Raw genomic sequence first — 19,905 nt, 5'->3', positions numbered from 1 at the left:
CTTAAGAAGCAATAGCCAGTAGGTTTTGAAAAGGATTTAACTTCTTTTGCCTCCAAGTCAAGTACAATGAAATTATCCTCTCAAGAAACATATTTCCCCGTTTCGATTGTGTAAAATATGAAACTTTTCGGTAAACAACGTAATGCCGAATCTGTCGCTCAGCATAGTTGTTTGTCAGTGGAATATTTTCTGGATCGTCCAAAAATTTCCACATCATCAGATCCGATTTCATGATATTTTTTGCTACTCGAGACGCTCCAATTGCCTCGGGTAAATTTGATATATTCTTTAAGTAATATCTCGTTCGCTTGCGTAATTTTCTTGCTCTTCTTATGAACCTTAATGTGTCTATTTCATCCTTTAACAGAGCTTTTTTCAATGCAAATAATTCAGTAGCAACATTCCTTAAATAATACCCCAAAACTTTCACTTCGCTATTCCAACTATGAGACAACCTTTCAAAATCTCTTGCTAAATGTGCCCAACAGACCTGCCTTTTCTTGCTGGAAAAGTAGTTGTAAGCTGCATATCTGTCGGTCACTACTAGGTTGTTATTCTTTCCAAATTTACTATTTTCCAGGACTTTCATCCCTCTTGACTCTGTCAATTTGATCACACTTCCTATTTTGCTCGCAAACATCCAGCACCAGCCCTGTTTACCTTTGTTGTAATGGCTAGTTTCATCGATATGTAAAATTTTGCTCTTGCTTACCTCTTCCTCAATTTGCTCATATGCTTCTTGGCATTTTTCTGCCACTCTAGCCTCGCTATTTGATACACTACCGACGCTGATATCCAGGTTGAAAATGTCCTTTATAATATTTGCCACTTCTTTTTTCGAATTCTTGTAAAATCCACTTAATGCTGCAATTACTGACTTAACTCTTGGACCAAATGTGTCCGCAGTTACTCCTTCTTGTAGCTTGCTACTTTTTCTTTTTCCACATCTTTTGCAACGTCCATGCTCTAGTTGATATTCAACTACATACGGCTTGATTTCCGGCAAATCGACCTTTTGATGAGTATACGGATCTTTTGATACCGCAATTTCTCCTCCGCACTCACACGTATTGGGCAGTTCTATTTTTACCATCTCATCTGCCTCCATTTTAGGGCGGTAACTGCCTTTATGTCCAACCTGTGCTCCTACTTTCCTGTCACTTTTTGGCTTATTTTCCCTCATCTTATATAATTCTTTGGAGCTTGGTATAGATGAATTTTTTGAATTTAAGCCAAGCCTTTCTTTTAACTCAGCGTTTTCGATCCTTAGCGCTTTATTTTCTGCTTTAAGCTCTTCTATTTTTGTTTCTAACTTTTCTATAGTCTGCTTAAACTTTCGCAAAATTCTAAAAGATCAACCATATTACCTCACAGCCACTCTAGTTTACCTTTTTAGCATTCCTTGTCTACTCTTTATTTTACCGCCCGGCTGAATGGATACGATATAACCTTCAGTAAAAGAGAGATCTTACAAAAACCAGCTTGTGAGGCTATTTACAATAAATCAGTAGTATTATATGCAACAGAAGGCATGTCTGTAGTACTTTCTACAAATTTTGTTAATGTTTGTATTTGTTCTGTATATGAATTTATTAATCCTTTAGTCTGCTCTGTGTGCATTTTAATCAGATCTTGAATTGGACCTAGAAGCTCATTTCTAAGCTCTTCAATTACCAATACCGCAACTTTCTGCGTTATCTTTTCCATCATAGGAGCAACCATGCTAACTATTGAGCTCTGCAGTAGATTTTTTGCTTCATTGTAACCCAATTTTACAAGAGTATCTTGGAGCACTGAATAACCCTCTGGTTTGTTACTATATGATTGTTGAGTTGGTGAGTAGCGGTGCATGCTATGATATCCATATGGTACATCTCTAAGTTGATAATATGGAGAATAGTGTGACATATAATTAATTATTATTATTTTAGTATGTTAGCATAATATGATTAATATGATATTAATCACTTATGCAGATTGATAAATTTTCAACTCATTTCATCAACTTATAACCACTAACAATAAATTTAAATGGTATAACACCATTCATTGTTGCTCTAAGGTTGGATAAAGTGAAGCTAATCTCAGCGGTATAGCTCTTCATATCCTTATCTTGCTCAGTTATAAAAGTTACAGTAGCATTGCCAGCAAATGTCACCAAGCTCTTAACAGATCGATCGATCAAAAGCTCCTTTACGTTTATGTTGGTAACTTTTCTTAATGAATCACCCCTCTTATCCTGAAAGCTTTGATAAATCTTATGTATAGAATTGTTTCGTATGAAATTTTCTTGATATTCTTGCTCAACAATTTTACTAGATTCATATATTTCAATATATTTGCTTATTAAATACCTTGCTGTAGCAGTATATTCATCATCTTTTTTATTAGATTCAATTTTATGCATTATAGAAAACTCATCTTCCGTGTGATTCATATACTTCACAAAATTTAAGTCCTTCTTCATGGGAAATAATAAATATATGTTAAGCAGTAATAAACACAGGCATACCAGAAGAGATGATGTTATTAGTGCAAGCCAGGACCTTTCCGCCACGCAGAACAGATACCTATGACAGTACCATTCAACTCCTTTATTGAAATAGCTTTTGTTTCTTACTGACTCAAGCAATTTACTTTCCATAACGTAAAATCAAATAACCAAAAAACTTTAGAATATACCTAAATTTTCTAAGATAGGGTTAAGAACAATATTACCCTGCTCTGCAATCAGGTAAAATTTATCAATTTTACTCACATCTAAGCTTATCATTTTCACATCGAATTTTCCAGGATCATAAATGCTACTTGTTGCACTTTTATGATAATTACAATAATTGAAATTACCTTGATCATCAAAGTAACCAAATTCATCGGTCAACATCTCAATTTTTTTACCTTTACCGCATTTATTTAGCCCAAACAAAACAATCGAATGATTTTGAGATCCAGGTTCAATCGGCCATTCTGCAGCGAAAAATGAGGGTGCATGACCAATATGCTCTTTAAACTTTGCATTGTGAGCCTTACTTATACTACCAAAATCTACAAATTTATAATCATTTGGAATGCTAGAAAACTGTGGATCATACTTTTTATATTCAAAAAATTCATTACCTAATACATTACAAAACGTTAACTTACGATCACCATTATCTGGACTTACAACTTTAAGATAACGGAATTCTTTAGGAATTTTTATTTCTTCTGCTGTAACATGATTGCGCACAATTAGCGCGCCATTGGAAATTCGATAGCCAATTTTTGACAAAGTAGCTATGTAAAATTCACCATTCAGCTTAAGTTTTGCTTCATAAATGTTGTTTGATAACTCCTTTCCCTTTTCTAAGGTTACGTTCTGATCTGGATTTATATTCTTAATTAAGCTCAATTCTTCTTGCATATTTAATATGGCTTTTGTCAGAATTTCTATTGATTGCCATACGGTTAATGAATCAGTCAATTTGTATACTTTAAGTATTAAATTGACAGGATTTTATCACAAAATTATGTCAAAAGTATTATACTTAAAAAGCTGAAGTTATAATGTTCACCGCATTGGCTAAGACATGCTTTCTATCTAAATGAAATTGCTTTGCAGCAATAAAGAGCTCGTCTATCTGCCTCCATTGATGTAGCAGAATTTCAGCATTACCTGCTTTCTTTTTTATACTCTCTAAAATGAAAATCTGAATCATATGAGATGCCAATTCCAGCTCAATTTCGCTACTGATTACTTTATTAATTATTTCATAGTTATTTAGATTTTGAAAGAGCGCATGAAAATATTTATATGACTCATAAGAATTGTTATCTATTGCATTTATTATCACGCCTGGCACACCAGGAAACAGTGCTGTTACCTCGTTAAATGTTTGCTCATCTAATTTGCACTGAGACGAAATAACTTCCCTCGTTTCATCTAAAGTCAATGGCATCAAATTTAACTGAAAGCACCGACATAGGATTGTAGTTTGTATATTATATGGTTTGTGACTAATGATAAGTATTTTAGAATTTTTCGGCGGCTCCTCTAATATTTTTAATATTGTATTTTTAGCATTATTGGTCATCTCTTCTAAGCTATCTATCACAACTATTTTATATTCTGATTGAATAGGGCTTAGGTACAGAAAATTTTTCATTTCTCTGACTTTCTCAACTCCAATTGTATCTCCATCAACAACATGCAAGTCTAATGCCTCCTCATCGTAGCTTTTTATAAGTAGCCAGTTGGCAAAAGATTTTGCAAGTGTTGCCTTCCCTATGCCTTTTTTACCACAAATTAGCCAAGACTGGACAGATAAGTTATCCATTAATTTCTTTTTGGCTTGAGTATGACCTATAACTTTTTTCATTTTCTCTTCTTAATACATTATTTATCGTCTGCAGCGAAATTTTACCTTTCCTTATAATCCTAATTTCATCTTTAGTTAAGTCAATAATAGTTGATTCCATACCAGAAACTAACTCGTCATCTTCAATTACCGCAGATAAATGTTGCCTAATATCTTGTGGTATATCACCGGCTCTGCATACGCTCTTTTCTCCTGAGATATTTATGCTAGTTGCAATTATCTGAGCTTTCAGTTGATTTAGTATTGAAATCGCTGTCCAATGATTGGGTATTCTAATACCTATGCTATTTTTAAAGAACTTGCTTGGTAACACTCCGTTTTTCAGTGGCAAAATATAGGTAATTGGCCCCGGAGAAAAATGGTTAACTAAGCTGATATATTCTTTTTTCACTTCTGCTATTTTCATCAGATCGCAAACGCTACTAACAAATATGGATAGTGGCTTATTTTGAGAGCGTTTTTTTACTTTGTATATTTCCTCTATAGCTTCACTATTCAGCGCATTGCAAGCAAGCGCATACACCGTCTCCGTTGGAAAGCACACCAACAAATTACTTTGTATCGCGCTTACTACTTTAGATATCATTTTAATACTACGTTTTATAGGTAGTATATCAGAAAATCTTAACCAGGAGTACGTTTAATAGGATGCTTAGAAGAACGCCCAATAGGGTGCTCAGTAGACACACTATCTACACTGCCACGACTACTCACTTCTGACTGCTTCTCTGAGCCAACCTCTATCACTTTAACTCCCTCTAAACTATTGCTGCGATTTAGTATATCTTGTATATCATCCAAAATCGCCTGTCTATCTGGACTATCTGGAAATTTTTTAATAAAATTTGCAAGCACTTCCAAAAAAAGATCAACGATAACATCAAAACCGCTTTTCTTTACAGTATTACCTTGCTTTTTTTCACCAATATCATACAACTCTTTAGGTACATTAAATGATAATTTAATGTTCTCATACTCTGCACTATCACCTCTAGACTTCAGTTCAAATTCAAGTGAGCTGGCTAGCACACATATCTCAACATCATTTCGCGAAGATCTTATTGGTGACACCATATAAGATCTAATCTTAACACTACCTTGGTTATTGCAGTCAATATGCATTTCTTTTTCAGGATTTTCTATTGCTAGTGAATTTACCAGCGCAAATTGGTCTTCTGTGCACAACTTTTTCAGTGCAGATTGGCTTTGTTGCATAGCTAAAGTAAAAAGAACTGGGAGTTACTGACGAAATTCATTATAAACAGGCATTTAACCGACAAAGGAAAAATATGCCAGTCAAAATGAAAGTCAGTAACTGCTACGAATATAACAAATTTCTCCAAGAAAGAGGAAATATTTTTTATTACGTCAACGATGCCATAGAAAATTGGTACGAAAAAAGTCCCAAAATGGCCGGTAGCAACAATATTTATAGTGATAAAGTCGTAATTCTAATTCACATAATAACTTATTTGTTTAGAATAGGCCTAAGACAAACGGTGGGGTTTATAGCGGGATACCTTGAGCAAATAGGAAAAAATTTGCAAGTTATCAGCTATTCCCAGGCTTCCAGAAGATTCAAAAAGCTTAACTTAAAAATTAATGATCGAAGACATGATAAAAACAGTATGGAAAATATTGAGATCGCCATAGATAGCACTGGAATAAGCATCTACAATAATATTCCAGGCCATAGTAAGGCAAACGGTACAGATAGAAAGTACCGTGGCTATAAGCAAACAAGAAAATTGCATGTAATGCTGGAGATAGGTAGCAAAAAAGTCATAGCTGCAAAATACAGTAGTGGAGTTTATTCTGACCACTATGGAGCCTGTGATCTTATTGCAAGGGCTAATGCTAAATACAATATAAGCACACTATATGCAGACAGAGCATATAATCGAAAGAAGTTATACAAATTGTGCAATGAGCTTGGCATAAAGACAAAAATTCCTCTGCAAAACAATGCAGTGGAGCATCCAAAGCTGGATTATATGGCTGAGAGAAATTCTACAATCAAGCTCATAAAGTCATATGGTGAAGATGGTATGAAGAAGTGGAAAAAAGAGATAAATTATGGGAAGAGATCTTATATAGAAAGTTTTTTCTCGCGACTGAAGCAAACATTTGGGTTTAGTTTTAGGAACAAATCTGAGATTAACCGTGAGAAAGAAATGCTACTCAAGTGTTATTTGCTGAACAAATTTACTGAAATAGGCATGGCTAAATTTGAGATAGCTTCATGAATTTATTATGCATTGCCTCCTATCCAAAGAGCGATGCAACAAAGCCGTGCAGATTTGGCTTCATGAAACTGACTAAACTGAACAAATTCATACCCAGCTTGATGACAACCCTTTATTAACTTTTCCATAATAAGTGGCATTGGAGTCTCTGCCCTGGCATGTTTAAACATTACTTTAAACATTTCTTCTACAATTAGTTGATAGTCTTCATTACCAATTGGTAATGAATAACTACACTTTTTTCCTGCATTATAAAATTTCTTAAAATCTCTCTCATATTCTTCAGTCTTTTGATGATCAGCAATTTCACGCTTTTCACAATGCTTTTTCCAAACATTATCAAACCTATGCATATTAGACGCCTCCTCTATACTCTTATTTACATCGCCTAAGATCTGTCCCCCCTTTTTATTAAGCTCATCACTCGTACGTTGACCTGAAATTTTAGGTTCAGCCGCTCTAAAAAACTTACCGTACTCAACTCCTTCTTTAAATGCATGAAAGAGGATTGTATCTACTTCTTCTCCATTAACAACAAAGGCCTTTCTGCCAAAGTCTCTATACATTTGCTTACCAGAATTTGCTGTTTCGTTCTTTTCTTCGGCTTCCAAGTCGCTAGGCATAAGCGCGCCGGCTCTTACCTTTAACGCAATTTCTAAATCATCTATTGTCATAATGTGTTCTCCTAATTTCATATTTCAATAATTAATTATAACATAAAAATCATTAATAATCAATATATTATAAAAGCTCCATATGCGTAATAGTGGCCAATTTTCAGGAGTTTAACGTCTCATTTCTTTACGAAATGTTCATACAGATTATTGTATAATTTATTTTGGAAATAATATAATATTAATAAGTTAAAAATAGTAGGTAAAATTCATGGAATTTCAATTGACTACCCACTTTCAGCCTGCAGGTGATCAGCCTCAGGCAATTGATAGTTTAGTTGCAGGGCTGCACAACAATGAAAGAGATCAGGTTTTACTCGGTGTAACTGGTTCTGGAAAAACTTTCACCATGGCAAACGTGATAGCCAGAACAAACAGACCAGCACTAATCATGGCTCATAACAAAACCCTAGCAGCACAGCTTTATGAGGAAATGAGAGGTTTTTTTCCTAATAATGCTGTTGAGTATTTCATCTCCTATTATGACTACTACCAACCTGAAGCGTACTTACCGCAAACTGATACCTACATTGAAAAAGACTCCGCAATCAATGAGAGAATTGATACACTTCGTTACTCCACTGTCTGTTCTCTTTTGGAGCGTAGAGATACAGTTGTAGTTGCAAGTGTTTCCTGCATATATGGTCTTGGCTCACCTGAAAGCTATCTCAGCATGACTATATCTTTAAATGTTGGTGATAAAGTCCGTGCGAATGATTTTTTTAATAATTTAGCTGATTTACAATACAAACGTTCTGATACTAGATTTGAAAGAGGATACTTTAGAGTACGTGGGGATATCATCGATATATTTCCTTCTCATTATGAAAATAAAGCTTGGCGTTTGTCATTATTTGGTGATGAAATAGAAGCAATACTTGAGATTAACGCAATAACAGGGAGTGTTAACAGAAGTGTAAATAAAATTACCATTTTCCCCAATAGCCACTATGTAACGCCACGCACAACTTTGCTAGAAGCAGTTGATTTAATCAAAAAGGAGCTGAATGAGCGTTTAGATTATTACTATTCACAAAACAAAATCGTTGAAGCAAAGCGCCTCGAGCAACGCACTAATTTTGATATTGAAATGATGAGAGCAACTGGAACGTGTAAAAGTATTGAAAATTATTCACGTTATCTATATGGAATGGAAGCTGGAGATCCACCGCCCACTTTGTTTCAATATTTACCAAAAGATGTAATTTTATTTGTTGATGAGAGCCATGTTACCGTTCCTCAAATTGGTGCAATGCATAGTGGTAATGAGGCGCGTAAAGAAAAACTAGTCAATTACGGCTTCAGACTTCCTTCTGCTTTTGATAACCGTCCATTAAAATTTGAAGAATGGGAAAGAATGAGACCACAAACTATTTATATTTCAGCCACCCCTAGAAAATATGAGTTAGCAAAAACTAACAATGTATTTGTGGAGCAGATCATTCGCCCTACAGGCCTTATAGATCCAACTTGCATTGTAAAGCCAATAGAGAGCCAGGTTGATGATGTGGTTCATGAAGCACAAGTTACGATAAATAAAGGATTTTGTGTTCTAATTACTACATTGACAAAAAAAATGGCTGAAAATTTAGCTGAATATATGAATGAATTAAATATGAAAGTCAGTTATTTACATTCTGATATTGGTGCTTTGGAGAGAATAGAAATCATATGCAAATTAAGGTCTAAAGAGATCGATGTTTTAGTGGGTGTAAATCTATTAAGAGAAGGTCTTGATATTCCAGAATGTGGCTTGGTTGCAATTTTAGATGCTGATAAAGAGGGGTTTTTAAGGTCAGAAACTTCACTTATTCAAACAATCGGACGTGCTGCACGCAACGCCGAAGGCAGAGTGATTTTGTATGCAGATAAAATCACTGGATCCTTGGATCGTGCACTAAAAGAGACTGAAAGAAGAAGAAAAAAACAAGCAGAACATAATGTGCTTTACAATATCGTACCAAAGACTATAATCAAGCCAGTAATTAATACATTAGAAGACAAAGAAGCAAAGGAGGGTAAAGTGGACGTGAGTAAAGATAGTATAAAGGAGCTAAGGAGGCAAATGCTTCAGCATGCTGAAAATCTAGAGTTTGAGGAAGCAACAAAAATAAAAAATGTTATAGAGAGGTTGCATGGCACATAACATTATGGTATATCAAGCATGGGGTAAAGGTGTCATGCTTTTATTAGAATTAATAGTTATTAAATATTTTATATTGTAAAATAATGTGATATTTACTGAGGTAAAAGGTTATGAAAGACAAATTTTCAGGTAGTGATGATAGCAATAGCAACTCGTTCTTTTATGGAAAATTGAGAGCAGAGGATTTATTAGCCGCAGAAAAGAGGCGTGAAGCTAAGAGGATTATTGAAAAATTAAAACGAAAAGCTGCAGAACAAAAATATGAAGCAGTAAATGAAGAAGTTTCCAGTAATTTTGAAGAGCTGCTATCTGATATAGCATCATATTTTGAAGATGATCAGTCAGGTGAAAATGAAGCAGAAATATTAAAAGCGCTTCATAAGCTATTTGAATCTCTTTTCAACGAATTTGGAATGGATATAAATGATCCACACATAAGTTTTGCGTTCAAGGAGAAGAAGAATAAGAAGAATCTAATCGAAATGACTATTTCATTGCTTAAAAAATTACTCAAAAAGTTTGCAGAGTTTTTTACGAATCCGAATTTAACTTTGGATCAAGAGTTAGATAAGGAAATAAAAGAGTTGGAAGAAAAAATAGGCAGTGGCCTGCTGTCCGAAAAAGATGAAATGGAAGCTATAAAGAGATTGGCTTTATTAAGGCAGGTAAAGATGAAGCTTGGGCTCTTTTTAGCAGGGCTAGCATTTTCAGTTTGTGTTTCGGTTTTGGCTTCAGAGATTGATTCTATAATTATAGAAAGTAATAGAACTGTTGATAATCTATATGAAAAAATAAAGGAAGTATTAGCGCCAGAAAAAGTCAGTGAAAATGTGAAAGAAAAAGCAGAAGAAATAAATGGGAAATTTCAACAACAGCGTGATAACCAGATGGAGTCTGTTCAAGCTCCTCAAAAGCCTGTAACGCTGATACCAATGCTAATACCAATAGTAACAGTAGAGGAGAAACTAATTACTCCTATAAGGTTTGATCTCACTGAGATATTAAAGAATACAGCTATTATCACTGAAATTGATCCAAAGACTGTGCAGAAAGAAGAAAAGCCAAAGCAAGCAGAACCTGCTCAAGCCAAGCCTGTTGCTGAACCACCTAAGCCGCAAGAGGTGAAGCCAGTGCAGAATGCCTCTAGCACCTCAAAGCCTTTCAGAAATGAAAGGAGCTTGAACAAAGTCAACGTTTGTGCAAAAGAAGAGGTGCCAGCAGCTGAACAAAAAATAGAGGATCTCTGTGCCAAATTCGCACAAGGACTTCTCCATTCTGGAAGTAAGTCAAATGTAGAGGTTTCTTCGAAAATTGAAAAAGCAGATGTTCAACCCGTTAGTAATCAAAGGAATCACGCAATGAGCTAAGAATCTGATCCTTGAGCGCAAAACTTATGTGTGGATCATTAGATTTACTGAGCTTAAAAAAAGGTTTTGAATTTAGAAAAATTTGATGATGATGAAAAACGCTGCAATGAGAAAATACTAGAGGCCATTCAGGCAGCTTGGATTGAAGAGAGATCTTAACAAAACAAACACCTCTGGAATCCAGGATTTTTTAGCACAAATACAACAGATTTCTTTACCTACAAAAAGAACTGGATCCCAGTGGGCTTTGTTGCATAGCTAAAGTAAAAAGAACTGGGAGTTACTGACAAAATTCATTATAAACAGGCATTTAACCGACAAAGGAAAAATATGCCAGTCAAAATGAAAGTCAGTAACTGCTACGAATATAACAAATTTCTCCAAGAAAGAGGAAATATTTTTTATTACGTCAACGATGCCATAGAAAATTGGTACAAAAAAAGTCCCAAAATGGCCGGTGGCAACAATATTTATAGTGATAAAGTCGTAATTCTAATTCACATAATAACTTATTTGTTTAGAATAGGCCTAAGACAAACGGTGGGGTTTATAGCGGGATACCTTGAGCAAATAGGAAAAAATTTGCAAGTTATCAGCTATTCCCAGGCTTCCAGAAGATTCAAAAAGCTTAACTTAAAAATTAATGATCGAAGACATGATAAAAACAGTATGGAAAATATTGAGATCGCCATAGATAGCACTGGAATAAGCATCTACAATAATATTCCAGGCCATAGTAAGGCAAACGGTACAGATAGAAAGTACCGTGGCTATAAGCAAACAAGAAAATTGCATGTAATGCTGGAGATAGGTAGCAAAAAAGTCATAGCTGCAAAATACAGTAGTGGAGTTTATTCTGACCACTATGGAGCCTGTGATCTTATTGCAAGGGCTAATGCTAAATACAATATAAGCACACTATATGCAGACAGAGCATATAATCGAAAGAAGTTATACAAATTGTGCAATGAGCTTGGCATAAAGACAAAAATTCCTCTGCAAAACAATGCAGTGGAGCATCCAAAGCTGGATTATATGGCTGAGAGAAATTCTACAATCAAGTTCATAAAGTCATATGGTGAAGATGGTATGAAGAAGTGGAAAAAAGAGATAAATTATGGGAAGAGATCTTATATAGAAAGTTTTTTCTCGCGACTGAAGCAAACATTTGGGTTTAGTTTTAGGAACAAATCTGAGATTAACCGTGAGAAAGAAATGCTACTCAAGTGTTATTTGCTGAACAAATTTACTGAAATAGGCATGGCTAAATTTGAGATAGCTTCATGAATTTATTATGCATTGCCTCCTATCCAAAGAGCGATGCAACAAAGCCATCCCAGTGTCTGGGCACTGGGATGACACTCTTTTGTGGGCGATTGGCCTAAAATGCAATATTCGTACAGTTATGGATCAAGTCATAGGATGACACCTTTTTGTAGACAACTAGCCTAAAACCTAACGTTCGTACAACTGTGTGTCAAGCATTAGTATAACACCATTTTGCAATGTTTGTACAGTAGATGCTAATTTTAAATTCAATTGTAAGTCTATTATGGTAAATATTATTCACGTCAATTATATGATACTGAAATATAGAAATTCTTAACAACAAAGTCTTATACTAAAATAAGGTATAATGCCCGATTTAGCACATAAAGAGCCACATGAAATTATACTAAAAAAATTTAAATAAGTGCTTGCACTGACAATTTATTCTAAATATACAGGTTAAATAATTTTAATTTATGGAGGATATTATGCACAGTAGTAATAATCAGAAAAATAGTAGTCAAAGTAATCAGAGTAGTAGTAAAGATACAAGACGACCAGAAGACAGAGGTGTTATCTTTAAACCCAGTAGTAATTATGAGCCTTGTGACGGTCCTAGATCTAGCGTACAGGGCAGCAATACAAGCTCTTTTGCACGTAGGAATACAAGCTCTTTTGTACAAGATAAATAAGAGGACAAAATAGGTATTATATAAATATTAGTAACAAACAATTTAATAGTAATTTTAATAGGAGTGGTTATGACTAATGAAAATAGTTTAAATAATGAAGATAGTTTAAATAAGGAGCTAGTTAAATCGTTTAATTTAATTGGTTATCGTATTTACAATGCTAGCACTAATTGTACTGTGAAAGATGGGAAAATCTGCAGTGCACATTACAGTAATGTTGATAACAAATATCTTGCAAAACTTAACAGTGAGACAAGGGAATGGTATAATGATAAGGATCCTGACAATAAAAATACAAAGGGTCCTTATAATAAAGATACAGAAGAAAAATCCTCTTATACAGGATTTTTTCCATTTAATGTTTATACGGTAAAATATAGACTTGATAAGGGTGGAAGAATAAAAGAGCTTATGATCGACATAGATCCTGAGGTAATTTTTAATTTAAAAGTTCACACTGCTATGAGATTACAAAAAGATGGGGAAATGTCTTTAGCTACAAGGCTGGAAGAATTGAATAAACAATTATCAATGAACATAAGAGACACTCGTGAATGCGTAAGTAAGTTTGCTCAGATAGAACCTTCACCTAATAATAAGTATTATTTATATTGTATATCTTTTGATGATCAATATATTAGAAGTAAATATCCAGTGCCAGGGCTGCCTGAATTTTTGAAGAAATTATATATGGAATATATTAACTTGATGTTAGGAAGGTGTGGCATTGGCCATCCAGTTTTTTATGAGGATCGAGGTGATAAGTTATATATTAAAGATATAACTGACATTAATGTAGTTAGAAAAATGGGAGAGTACTTTGCACGATCTGCAGCATGTGACCTTGACACCCCAGCTAGTCAAGAGTTTAAGATTGCAGCTCTAAAAAATGCTCTTAAAAATTTAATCTACAACTCAACAAAAACGGAAAGTGAAGAAGGGATCATTATTGATGGTTTTGATCGTCATAATTTTAATGCTGCAGCGAAAGAAAATGGTGATCATTTTGCTTGGACGCCATCAAAAGAAGTAAATGGTGTCCTATGTGAATCTCTGAGCAGCAGAGATGCCAGCAGAATTAACAAAGCATTAAAGGACAATTTTATTAGTAACACTACAGGAAAGGCTAAAGAAGAATTAGGCGATTTTATTATTGATATTAGAGAAAAGATTAACAGAGAAACGGCTGAAAATAAAAAATTAGCTGACGCCAAAAAGCCAGTGTTTGCTTTTTCTAACAAGAGTCTAGCTAAGTTACTTCCCATACTGATGGAATCACCTATTGCATATAATCATAGTAGAGGATTTTTTGAATGGAAAGTTGAGCCTAACAAGCATATGGTTAACTATCATCTGCCTACTGTCCCAAATCAGGAGCCAGAGGAGGAAAGTAGTGAGTCGCTTCCTTTTGACAAGCTGTTGCAGAGGCTACAGCAAGCTAACACTGGCTCAGGCCAGAAGCAAGAGAAGGAAAATAGTGGGTTGGTTCCTCCTTGTCCTCATCAGTATCGGGCTAATGATCCCTTTGGAAGTAATGGTTCTAGCATTGCTAGCGCTAGTACTAGCTCTTTTTCTGTCTCTACTGCCTCTCAAAGCGGCCCTCTTGAAAAGCCGTTGCAAAGCCTACGGCAAGCTAACACTGGCTCAGGTCAGAAGCGAGAGAAGGAAAGTAAAAAGTCAGTTCAACCAAAACGTAGTGTGGTGAGCAAATTGTTTGGCCTTAGAGGAAAAGGAACTGCTACCGAAAGAAGTGTTTCAAATTTGCTGTCTTATCCAGTTAAAAGTACATTTAATGATTTTCCTGTTGAATACACTACTACGGAAGAATCTGAGTTCACGCGTTCTAAGTTGCATACTGTTAAAAATTTAACAGATCCTTTAAATATCCTTGAGGAGGTTAATGCTCATATTTCTCGTCCACAAAATCGGCTTGCTGTCCAAAATCTTGCTACTGGAAAAGGTTCTAGCCTTGGTTCTCATGGTTCTAGCTATCGCTCTTCTTCTTCTGACTCTAGTAATTCTCGCTGTGGTTTATCTAGTACTAGTTCTTCCAGTAGTGTATATCCGTATGGCTTTGGAGATTCTGCTCTAAGCTCATTTCCAGCAAGTATGAGAAGAGCTAGTTCTACATGTTCTATGTTGAACCACCCTTTATCGACTATCGACTCATGTCCATCAGAAGATAATGAGCCTTCAACCGAAGTGAAGGAAATGAAGCAACCAGAGCAACAGAAGCAGGTGGATGCTGTTCCAGGTAGCAGTACGTCTAACAGTCATTTGAAAACTATACTTGAACGCTCTTCTGATGGACGCAGTTCAGGTAGTTCATGGTCTAGCTCTGGGCATTCTGAGAAAGAACCTCCTTCAACCAAAGTGAAGGAAATAAAACAACCAAAGCAACAGAAGCAAGTAAACATGGAGGAACCTTCTAGTTGCACTATTAGTTAGTTTTCTTTCAAACTACACCAACTCTCCCCCGAGTTGGTGTAGTACCTTTATAATTTTATCATGCGTATCCATTCAGCCGGGCGGTAAAATAAAGAGTAGACAAGGAATGCTAAAAAGGTAAACTAGAGTGGCTGTGAGGTAATATGGTTGATCTTTTAGAATTTTGCGAAAGTTTAAGCAGACTATAGAAAAGTTAGAAACAAAAATAGAAGAGCTTAAAGCAGAAAATAAAGCGCTAAGGATCGAAAACGCTGAGTTAAAAGAAAGGCTTGGCTTAAATTCAAAAAATTCATCTATACCAAGCTCCAAAGAATTATATAAGATGAGGGAAAATAAGCCAAAAAGTGACAGGAAAGTAGGAGCACAGGTTGGACATAAAGGCAGTTACCGCCCTAAAATGGAGGCAGATGAGATGGTAAAAATAGAACTGCCCAATACGTGTGAGTGCGGAGGAGAAATTGCGGTATCAAAAGATCCGTATACTCATCAAAAGGTCGATTTGCCGGAAATCAAGCCGTATGTAGTTGAATATTAACTAGAGCATGGACGTTGCAAAAGATGTGGAAAAAGAAAAAGTAGCAAGCTACAAGAAGGAGTAACTGCGGACACATTTGGTCCAAGAGTTAAGTCAGTAATTACAGCATTAAGTGGATTTTACAAGAATTCGAAAAAAGAAGTGGCAAATATTATAAAGGACATTTTCAACCTGGATATCAGCGTCGGTAGTGTATCAAATAGCGAGGCTAGAGTGGCAGAAAAATGCCAAGAAGCATATGAGCAAATTGAGGAAGAGGTAAGCAAGAGCAAAATTTTACATATCGATGAAACTAGCCATTACAACAAAGGTAAACAGGGCTGGTGCTGGATGTTTGCGAGCAAAATAGGAAGTGTGATCAAATTGACAGAGTCAAGAGGGATGAAAGTCCTGGAAAATAGTAAATTTGGAAAGAATAACAACCTAGTAGTGACCGACAGATATGCAGCTTACAACTACTTTTCCAGCAAGAAAAGGCAGGTCTGTTGGGCACATTTAGCAAGAGATTTTGAAAGGTTGTCTCATAGTTGGAATAGCGAAGTGAAAGTTTTGGGGTATTATTTAAGGAATGTTGCTACTGAATTATTTGCATTGAAAAAAGCTCTGTTAAAGGATGAAATAGACACATTAAGGTTCATAAGAAGAGCAAGAAAATTACGCAAGCGAACGAGATATTACTTAAAGAATATATCAAATTTACCCGAGGCAATTGGAGCGTCTCGAGTAGCAAAAAATATCATGAAATCGGATCTGATGATGTGGAAATTTTTGGACGATCCAGAAAATATTCCACTGACAAACAACTATGCTGAGCGACAGATTCGGCATTACGTTGTTTACCGAAAAGTTTCATATTTTACACAATCGAAACGGGGAAATATGTTTCTTGAGAGGATAATTTCATTGTACTTGACTTGGAGGCAAAAGAAGTTAAATCCTTTTCAAAACCTACTGGCTATTGCTTCTTAAGCCATACACCTGAATGGATACATGTTAATATTTTAAGTATATTTTATATTAATTTAAGGTAATTATATGAGTAATGAAGTATCTATTCCTACTGTAGTAAAAAAACCTACTGTTCATACAGAGGATTTCAAAAAATTACAAAGTAAAATAAGTGATTTAAGTCCTATTCCATCTCCAGAAAAATTTGATTCTGAGAGAGCATCTTCTCAAAACTGGGTAAAGGGTTTAGGAGATTTAGTCGTAAGAAAAGTTAATGTTGAGTTAATAAGTAATGTAAATGATAGACTTGATGCAGTATATGCTGAAATGCAAGCAATGGATTCTAAATTTCAAGAAGAGATTGGTAAAGTGAATGAAACGCTGTCAAGGAGTCTTCCCAATACGAATCTTGAAAGTGAGTGGGTTATGTAGTTTGATTAGCAGTTTCTGTTATTTAAACTGAACCACTTCTTTCAATTTTTTCTAGCATTAACTCGGCAGCTTTTTGCTCTGCAACTTTTTTGCTTGTTGCACGGGCAGAAGCTTTGCCGTAGTTTTCTATGCAGACTGAGATAGTAAATTCAGGATTGTGTGCTGGTCCGGTTTGTTTTATCAGTTCATATTCTGGTAAAGGTAGCTTATTTTTTTGCGTCCATTCTTGCAATGAGGTTTTGGGATCTTGAGGGGGAGTCTGTATGTTTTTAGCTAGCTCTTCCCAATGCTGAGTGACAAACTTCTCGGCACTTGCAAATCCGCCATCAATATAAATTGCACCTATTAATGCTTCAAGTGTATTTTCCAGATTTTTTGCATTGGACCTTCCTCCGTTGCAGCGTTCACTATTATTCATAATGATAAAATTATTTAATTCTATCTCTTTTGCCACATGAGTAATTGTGCTGCCGCACACTAAATCTGTTTTTCTTTTTGCTAAAGCTCCTTCTTTTTCGTCAGGGAACAATTTAAATAGCATGGCAGATATAACCATGTTCAAAACACTATCACCCAAAAATTCTAACCTTTCGTAGCTTACAATCTGGTTTTTATCGTTCCTTTTATTGACGCTTGGATGAGTTAATGCCTCTTCTAGTATTGCGCTATCTGTAAATTCATAGTTAATGATTTTAGATATAACATTATGTAAATCTTTCATATTTATTGTTTAAAATGCAACAAATACCGCACTATTCTTCGATCACTAAATCAATTATTGAAATATTTTCCTCATCAAAGCCTATATCTTCCATTAGCGTATCATCAGTAACACGCAAAAGTTCTGGTGGAGAGATAATAGTTCTATTATTGCCAACCTTCATTCCAACTACTCCAAGTTCCATAGCGAGTGGTACTTTCTTATCGCCAACTCTAAACTTTACTGTGTGGTTTTTAGATGTATATTCTCCGTTATGTTCTCTAACGCTATACTTAACGGATACTTCATCACCACATGTTATTTGTTTTCCTGATTTATTAGTTAAATCATTGAAAATCATTAAGTTATCCACTGAACTTAGATATGGATCTTTTACTTCGATTAATTTTACATAATAGGTTTTAAAATCATTATTGGTTATGGTAACTACACGTTCCCCACCTTCTTTCATTCCAATTATTCCTAAACTCAGTAAGTCACCTTGACCTATTTTCATAATAGTATCGGAAACTTGATTAGAAAATGCAAATGGTGTTGCCAAGCCTTTGTTAGAAATTTTATATATTTGTAATACAACTTCCTGACCGCAGAAAGCTTTGCTGCCTTGGCCTTCAGTAATCTCATAGAAGTTTATTTGCTCCGCTTCTTGTTGTGTTTGTAAGTATTCTGCTAGTCCATGCTTTTCAATATAGCGATCAAGTGCTGATTCAATTATTGGCTTCACAAGGTAGTATGCTACCGTCTGCACAAAACTGTCCGGTGCAGAATTGACTTCATAAAGTTTATCCTTTTTTTCTGGTCTACTTTTATTAATATAGACAACAGTTAGTACAAAAGAAGAGGTTAAAAAAAGAATTAGTATTAGAGATACAAACAACTGTAATACAATTTTTCTAATCATTCTTCATTATTTTATTTAATACAGTATACAAATAATCCGTATTTCCTGGAAGATCATTTAAATTACTTGAAGCTTTGTTGAATAGATCTTCTATATAATCTTTAATTCCGCTTTTACCAAGCACTGATACCAAATTATTTGTTTCATCTTGTTCATAGTCTTCAATATCATCCTGAGCCTGAAAAATTAGTCCGAGATTCATTCCATAATCATGTAATATTTCCCTTTGCTCGTTTGTTGCATCACCAATTATTGCTCCTGCTTCACATGAGGCTGCAAATAGCTTTGCGGTTTTAAGTGAATGAATTTCTTTTATTTTGTCAGAGTCTGCATGAATATCCATAACCTGTCCTTTGATCATTCCCCTGTAGCCTATTGCTTTGGATAATACTTTTACTATTTCACAGTATTTCTCATTTAGCAAAGACAATATCTCAAAAGCAATGGTAAGTAATGCATCTCCGGCAAGTACTGCCGTTGCTTCGTTAAATTTTTTGTGGCAGCTTAGCTGTCCACGACGAATATCACTATTGTCCATGCATGGCAAATCATCGTGAATTAGGGAGTAAGTGTGTATACATTCAATCGCTGCTGCAATTGGTATTGTTCTTACTGCTTCTATATTAAATACTCGAGATGAAGCTATAACAAGAAATGGACGTATATATTTTGCCGGGGCAAAAAGCATATAACGCATAGCTGATACCAGCTCATCTTGGTTATTTTTAGGTAAGAATTTATCTATCTCTGCAATAAGCAGACTTTTTGTTGCTTTATCAAGCATTCTTTAAGGTTGAAAGAACAAAGAAATTTTACTTAAATCCTATCAATTATAAAAGATATTGCAAACATATTTTTATTTTTATAACATAAATAAATAGGTTATTTTGTGGTAAAAAATGAATATTGCAGCAAATAGTACTGGAGAAGACATAGAAGTAAGAGTTAGGAAGATTGTGCTGGATCATATTAATAAAGATGTGGAGAAATTCACTAACTCTTCTAAACTTTCAGAGCATGGTGCAGATAGTTTAGATGCAGTTGAAATAATCATGGCTGCAGAGGAAGAGTTTGGTATAGAAATTCCTGATACAGATGCAGAAAAGATGCAAACTGTGGGGGATATAGTTAAGTACGTTGTTGATAAAAAAGGCTAACAATTATCATT

General features: G+C 35.0%; 17 protein-coding genes and 3 pseudogenes. 9 read left to right on the top strand and 11 right to left on the bottom strand.

What is annotated here, in order from left to right:
* Nucleotide 1 precedes the first annotated feature (1 nt).
* From tnpC (HF197_RS02395) to HF197_RS02365, 7 genes and pseudogenes are all read right to left on the bottom strand, one after another.
* Nucleotides 2–1,362: pseudogene (gene tnpC / locus HF197_RS02395) on the bottom strand (IS66 family transposase).
* Nucleotides 1,363–1,494: 132 nt separating this feature from the next.
* Nucleotides 1,495–1,722, bottom strand: a complete 228-nt coding sequence (locus HF197_RS02390) for a hypothetical protein (protein WP_168464126.1) — start codon at nt 1,720–1,722, stop codon at nt 1,495–1,497.
* 271 nt (nt 1,723–1,993) lie between these two features.
* On the bottom strand, nt 1,994–2,644 hold the full coding sequence (locus tag HF197_RS02385) for a VirB8/TrbF family protein (RefSeq protein WP_168464125.1): 651 nt from the start codon (nt 2,642–2,644) through the stop codon (nt 1,994–1,996).
* Nucleotides 2,645–2,671: 27 nt separating this feature from the next.
* Nucleotides 2,672–3,463, bottom strand: coding sequence for a hypothetical protein (locus HF197_RS02380; RefSeq protein ID WP_174855532.1), 792 nt, complete (start codon nt 3,461–3,463; stop codon nt 2,672–2,674).
* A 64-nt stretch (nt 3,464–3,527) separates the two neighbouring features.
* On the bottom strand, nt 3,528–4,358 hold the full coding sequence (locus HF197_RS02375) for an AAA family ATPase (RefSeq protein WP_168464124.1): 831 nt from the start codon (nt 4,356–4,358) through the stop codon (nt 3,528–3,530).
* Nucleotides 4,309–4,944 (bottom strand): L-threonylcarbamoyladenylate synthase, encoded by a 636-nt coding sequence (locus HF197_RS02370; protein WP_168464123.1) that lies wholly within the window; start codon nt 4,942–4,944, stop codon nt 4,309–4,311. The genes HF197_RS02375 and HF197_RS02370 overlap by 50 nt, the downstream gene beginning before the upstream one ends.
* A gap of 38 nt (nt 4,945–4,982) precedes the next feature.
* Nucleotides 4,983–5,573 carry a hypothetical protein gene (locus tag HF197_RS02365; protein WP_168464122.1) on the bottom strand — a complete coding sequence of 197 codons (591 nt, stop codon included), beginning with the start codon at nt 5,571–5,573 and terminating at the stop codon, nt 4,983–4,985.
* Between the two features lie 74 nt (nt 5,574–5,647).
* Here HF197_RS02365 and HF197_RS02360 point away from each other — a divergent pair, with 74 nt between their 5' ends.
* Entirely contained in the window at nt 5,648–6,604 is a 957-nt protein-coding gene (locus HF197_RS02360) for an IS5 family transposase (RefSeq protein WP_168463866.1), read from the top strand.
* Between the two features lie 5 nt (nt 6,605–6,609).
* Here the strand turns inward: HF197_RS02360 and HF197_RS02355 are convergent, their stop codons facing one another.
* Entirely contained in the window at nt 6,610–7,278 is a 669-nt protein-coding gene (locus HF197_RS02355; protein ID WP_168464121.1) for a hypothetical protein, read from the bottom strand.
* Nucleotides 7,279–7,489: 211 nt separating this feature from the next.
* Here HF197_RS02355 and uvrB point away from each other — a divergent pair, with 211 nt between their 5' ends.
* From uvrB to HF197_RS02320, 7 genes and pseudogenes are all read left to right on the top strand, one after another.
* Nucleotides 7,490–9,424: an excinuclease ABC subunit UvrB gene (gene uvrB / locus HF197_RS02350; protein ID WP_168464120.1), complete on the top strand. Its 1,935-nt coding sequence runs from the start codon at nt 7,490–7,492 to the stop codon at nt 9,422–9,424.
* Between the two features lie 110 nt (nt 9,425–9,534).
* A complete protein-coding gene (locus tag HF197_RS02345) occupies nt 9,535–10,791 on the top strand; it encodes a hypothetical protein (protein WP_168464119.1) in 1,257 nt (418 codons plus the stop codon).
* Between the two features lie 37 nt (nt 10,792–10,828).
* Nucleotides 10,829–10,950, top strand: a pseudogene (gene iscX, locus HF197_RS02340) (Fe-S cluster assembly protein IscX); the annotation flags it as partial.
* A 171-nt stretch (nt 10,951–11,121) separates the two neighbouring features.
* A complete protein-coding gene (locus HF197_RS02335) occupies nt 11,122–12,078 on the top strand; it encodes an IS5 family transposase (protein ID WP_168463947.1) in 957 nt (318 codons plus the stop codon).
* 743 nt (nt 12,079–12,821) lie between these two features.
* Nucleotides 12,822–15,200 (top strand): hypothetical protein, encoded by a 2,379-nt coding sequence (locus tag HF197_RS02330; protein ID WP_168464118.1) that lies wholly within the window; start codon nt 12,822–12,824, stop codon nt 15,198–15,200.
* Nucleotides 15,201–15,343: 143 nt separating this feature from the next.
* Nucleotides 15,344–16,704, top strand: a pseudogene (gene tnpC / locus HF197_RS02325) (IS66 family transposase).
* 66 nt (nt 16,705–16,770) lie between these two features.
* Nucleotides 16,771–17,115: a hypothetical protein gene (locus tag HF197_RS02320; protein ID WP_168464117.1), complete on the top strand. Its 345-nt coding sequence runs from the start codon at nt 16,771–16,773 to the stop codon at nt 17,113–17,115.
* 22 nt (nt 17,116–17,137) lie between these two features.
* Here HF197_RS02320 and rnc read toward each other — a convergent pair whose 3' ends face one another.
* The 3 genes from rnc to HF197_RS02305 are packed head-to-tail and all read right to left on the bottom strand — an operon-like array spanning nt 17,138 to nt 19,521.
* A complete protein-coding gene (gene rnc / locus HF197_RS02315) occupies nt 17,138–17,836 on the bottom strand; it encodes a ribonuclease III (protein WP_168464116.1) in 699 nt (232 codons plus the stop codon).
* A gap of 31 nt (nt 17,837–17,867) precedes the next feature.
* Entirely contained in the window at nt 17,868–18,737 is an 870-nt protein-coding gene (locus tag HF197_RS02310) for an FKBP-type peptidyl-prolyl cis-trans isomerase (protein ID WP_168464115.1), read from the bottom strand.
* Nucleotides 18,730–19,521 carry a polyprenyl synthetase family protein gene (locus HF197_RS02305; protein WP_168464114.1) on the bottom strand — a complete coding sequence of 264 codons (792 nt, stop codon included), beginning with the start codon at nt 19,519–19,521 and terminating at the stop codon, nt 18,730–18,732. Before HF197_RS02305 ends, HF197_RS02310 begins: the two co-directional genes overlap by 8 nt.
* Before the next feature lie 115 nt (nt 19,522–19,636).
* Here HF197_RS02305 and acpP point away from each other — a divergent pair, with 115 nt between their 5' ends.
* The gene (gene acpP, locus HF197_RS02300) at nt 19,637–19,894 is read left to right on the top strand and encodes an acyl carrier protein (protein WP_168464113.1); all 258 of its coding nucleotides are present in this window, start codon (nt 19,637–19,639) and stop codon (nt 19,892–19,894) included.
* The last annotated feature ends 11 nt before the right edge of the window (nt 19,895–19,905 follow it).

This window comes from Wolbachia endosymbiont of Ctenocephalides felis wCfeT (genome assembly GCF_012277295.1).
Taxonomy (GTDB): domain Bacteria; phylum Pseudomonadota; class Alphaproteobacteria; order Rickettsiales; family Anaplasmataceae; genus Wolbachia.
Note: the sequence above shows the minus strand (reverse complement) of the source record. Positions and strands in the feature narration are given on the sequence as shown.

Bases quoted from the DNA above. Each gene is read 5' to 3' on its own strand.
- HF197_RS02390 (WP_168464126.1), bottom strand. From the start codon at position 1,722: ATGGTTGCTCCTATGATGGAAAAGATAACGCAGAAAGTTGCGGTATTG.
- HF197_RS02385 (WP_168464125.1), bottom strand. From the start codon at position 2,644: ATGGAAAGTAAATTGCTTGAGTCAGTAAGAAACAAAAGCTATTTCAAT.
- HF197_RS02375 (WP_168464124.1), bottom strand. From the start codon at position 4,358: ATGAAAAAAGTTATAGGTCATACTCAAGCCAAAAAGAAATTAATGGAT.
- HF197_RS02370 (WP_168464123.1), bottom strand. From the start codon at position 4,944: ATGATATCTAAAGTAGTAAGCGCGATACAAAGTAATTTGTTGGTGTGC.
- HF197_RS02365 (WP_168464122.1), bottom strand. From the start codon at position 5,573: ATGCAACAAAGCCAATCTGCACTGAAAAAGTTGTGCACAGAAGACCAA.
- HF197_RS02360 (WP_168463866.1), top strand. From the start codon at position 5,648: ATGCCAGTCAAAATGAAAGTCAGTAACTGCTACGAATATAACAAATTT.
- HF197_RS02355 (WP_168464121.1), bottom strand. From the start codon at position 7,278: ATGACAATAGATGATTTAGAAATTGCGTTAAAGGTAAGAGCCGGCGCG.
- uvrB (WP_168464120.1), top strand. From the start codon at position 7,490: ATGGAATTTCAATTGACTACCCACTTTCAGCCTGCAGGTGATCAGCCT.
- HF197_RS02345 (WP_168464119.1), top strand. From the start codon at position 9,535: ATGAAAGACAAATTTTCAGGTAGTGATGATAGCAATAGCAACTCGTTC.
- HF197_RS02335 (WP_168463947.1), top strand. From the start codon at position 11,122: ATGCCAGTCAAAATGAAAGTCAGTAACTGCTACGAATATAACAAATTT.
- HF197_RS02330 (WP_168464118.1), top strand. From the start codon at position 12,822: ATGACTAATGAAAATAGTTTAAATAATGAAGATAGTTTAAATAAGGAG.
- HF197_RS02320 (WP_168464117.1), top strand. From the start codon at position 16,771: ATGAGTAATGAAGTATCTATTCCTACTGTAGTAAAAAAACCTACTGTT.
- rnc (WP_168464116.1), bottom strand. From the start codon at position 17,836: ATGAAAGATTTACATAATGTTATATCTAAAATCATTAACTATGAATTT.
- HF197_RS02310 (WP_168464115.1), bottom strand. From the start codon at position 18,737: ATGATTAGAAAAATTGTATTACAGTTGTTTGTATCTCTAATACTAATT.
- HF197_RS02305 (WP_168464114.1), bottom strand. From the start codon at position 19,521: ATGCTTGATAAAGCAACAAAAAGTCTGCTTATTGCAGAGATAGATAAA.
- acpP (WP_168464113.1), top strand. From the start codon at position 19,637: ATGAATATTGCAGCAAATAGTACTGGAGAAGACATAGAAGTAAGAGTT.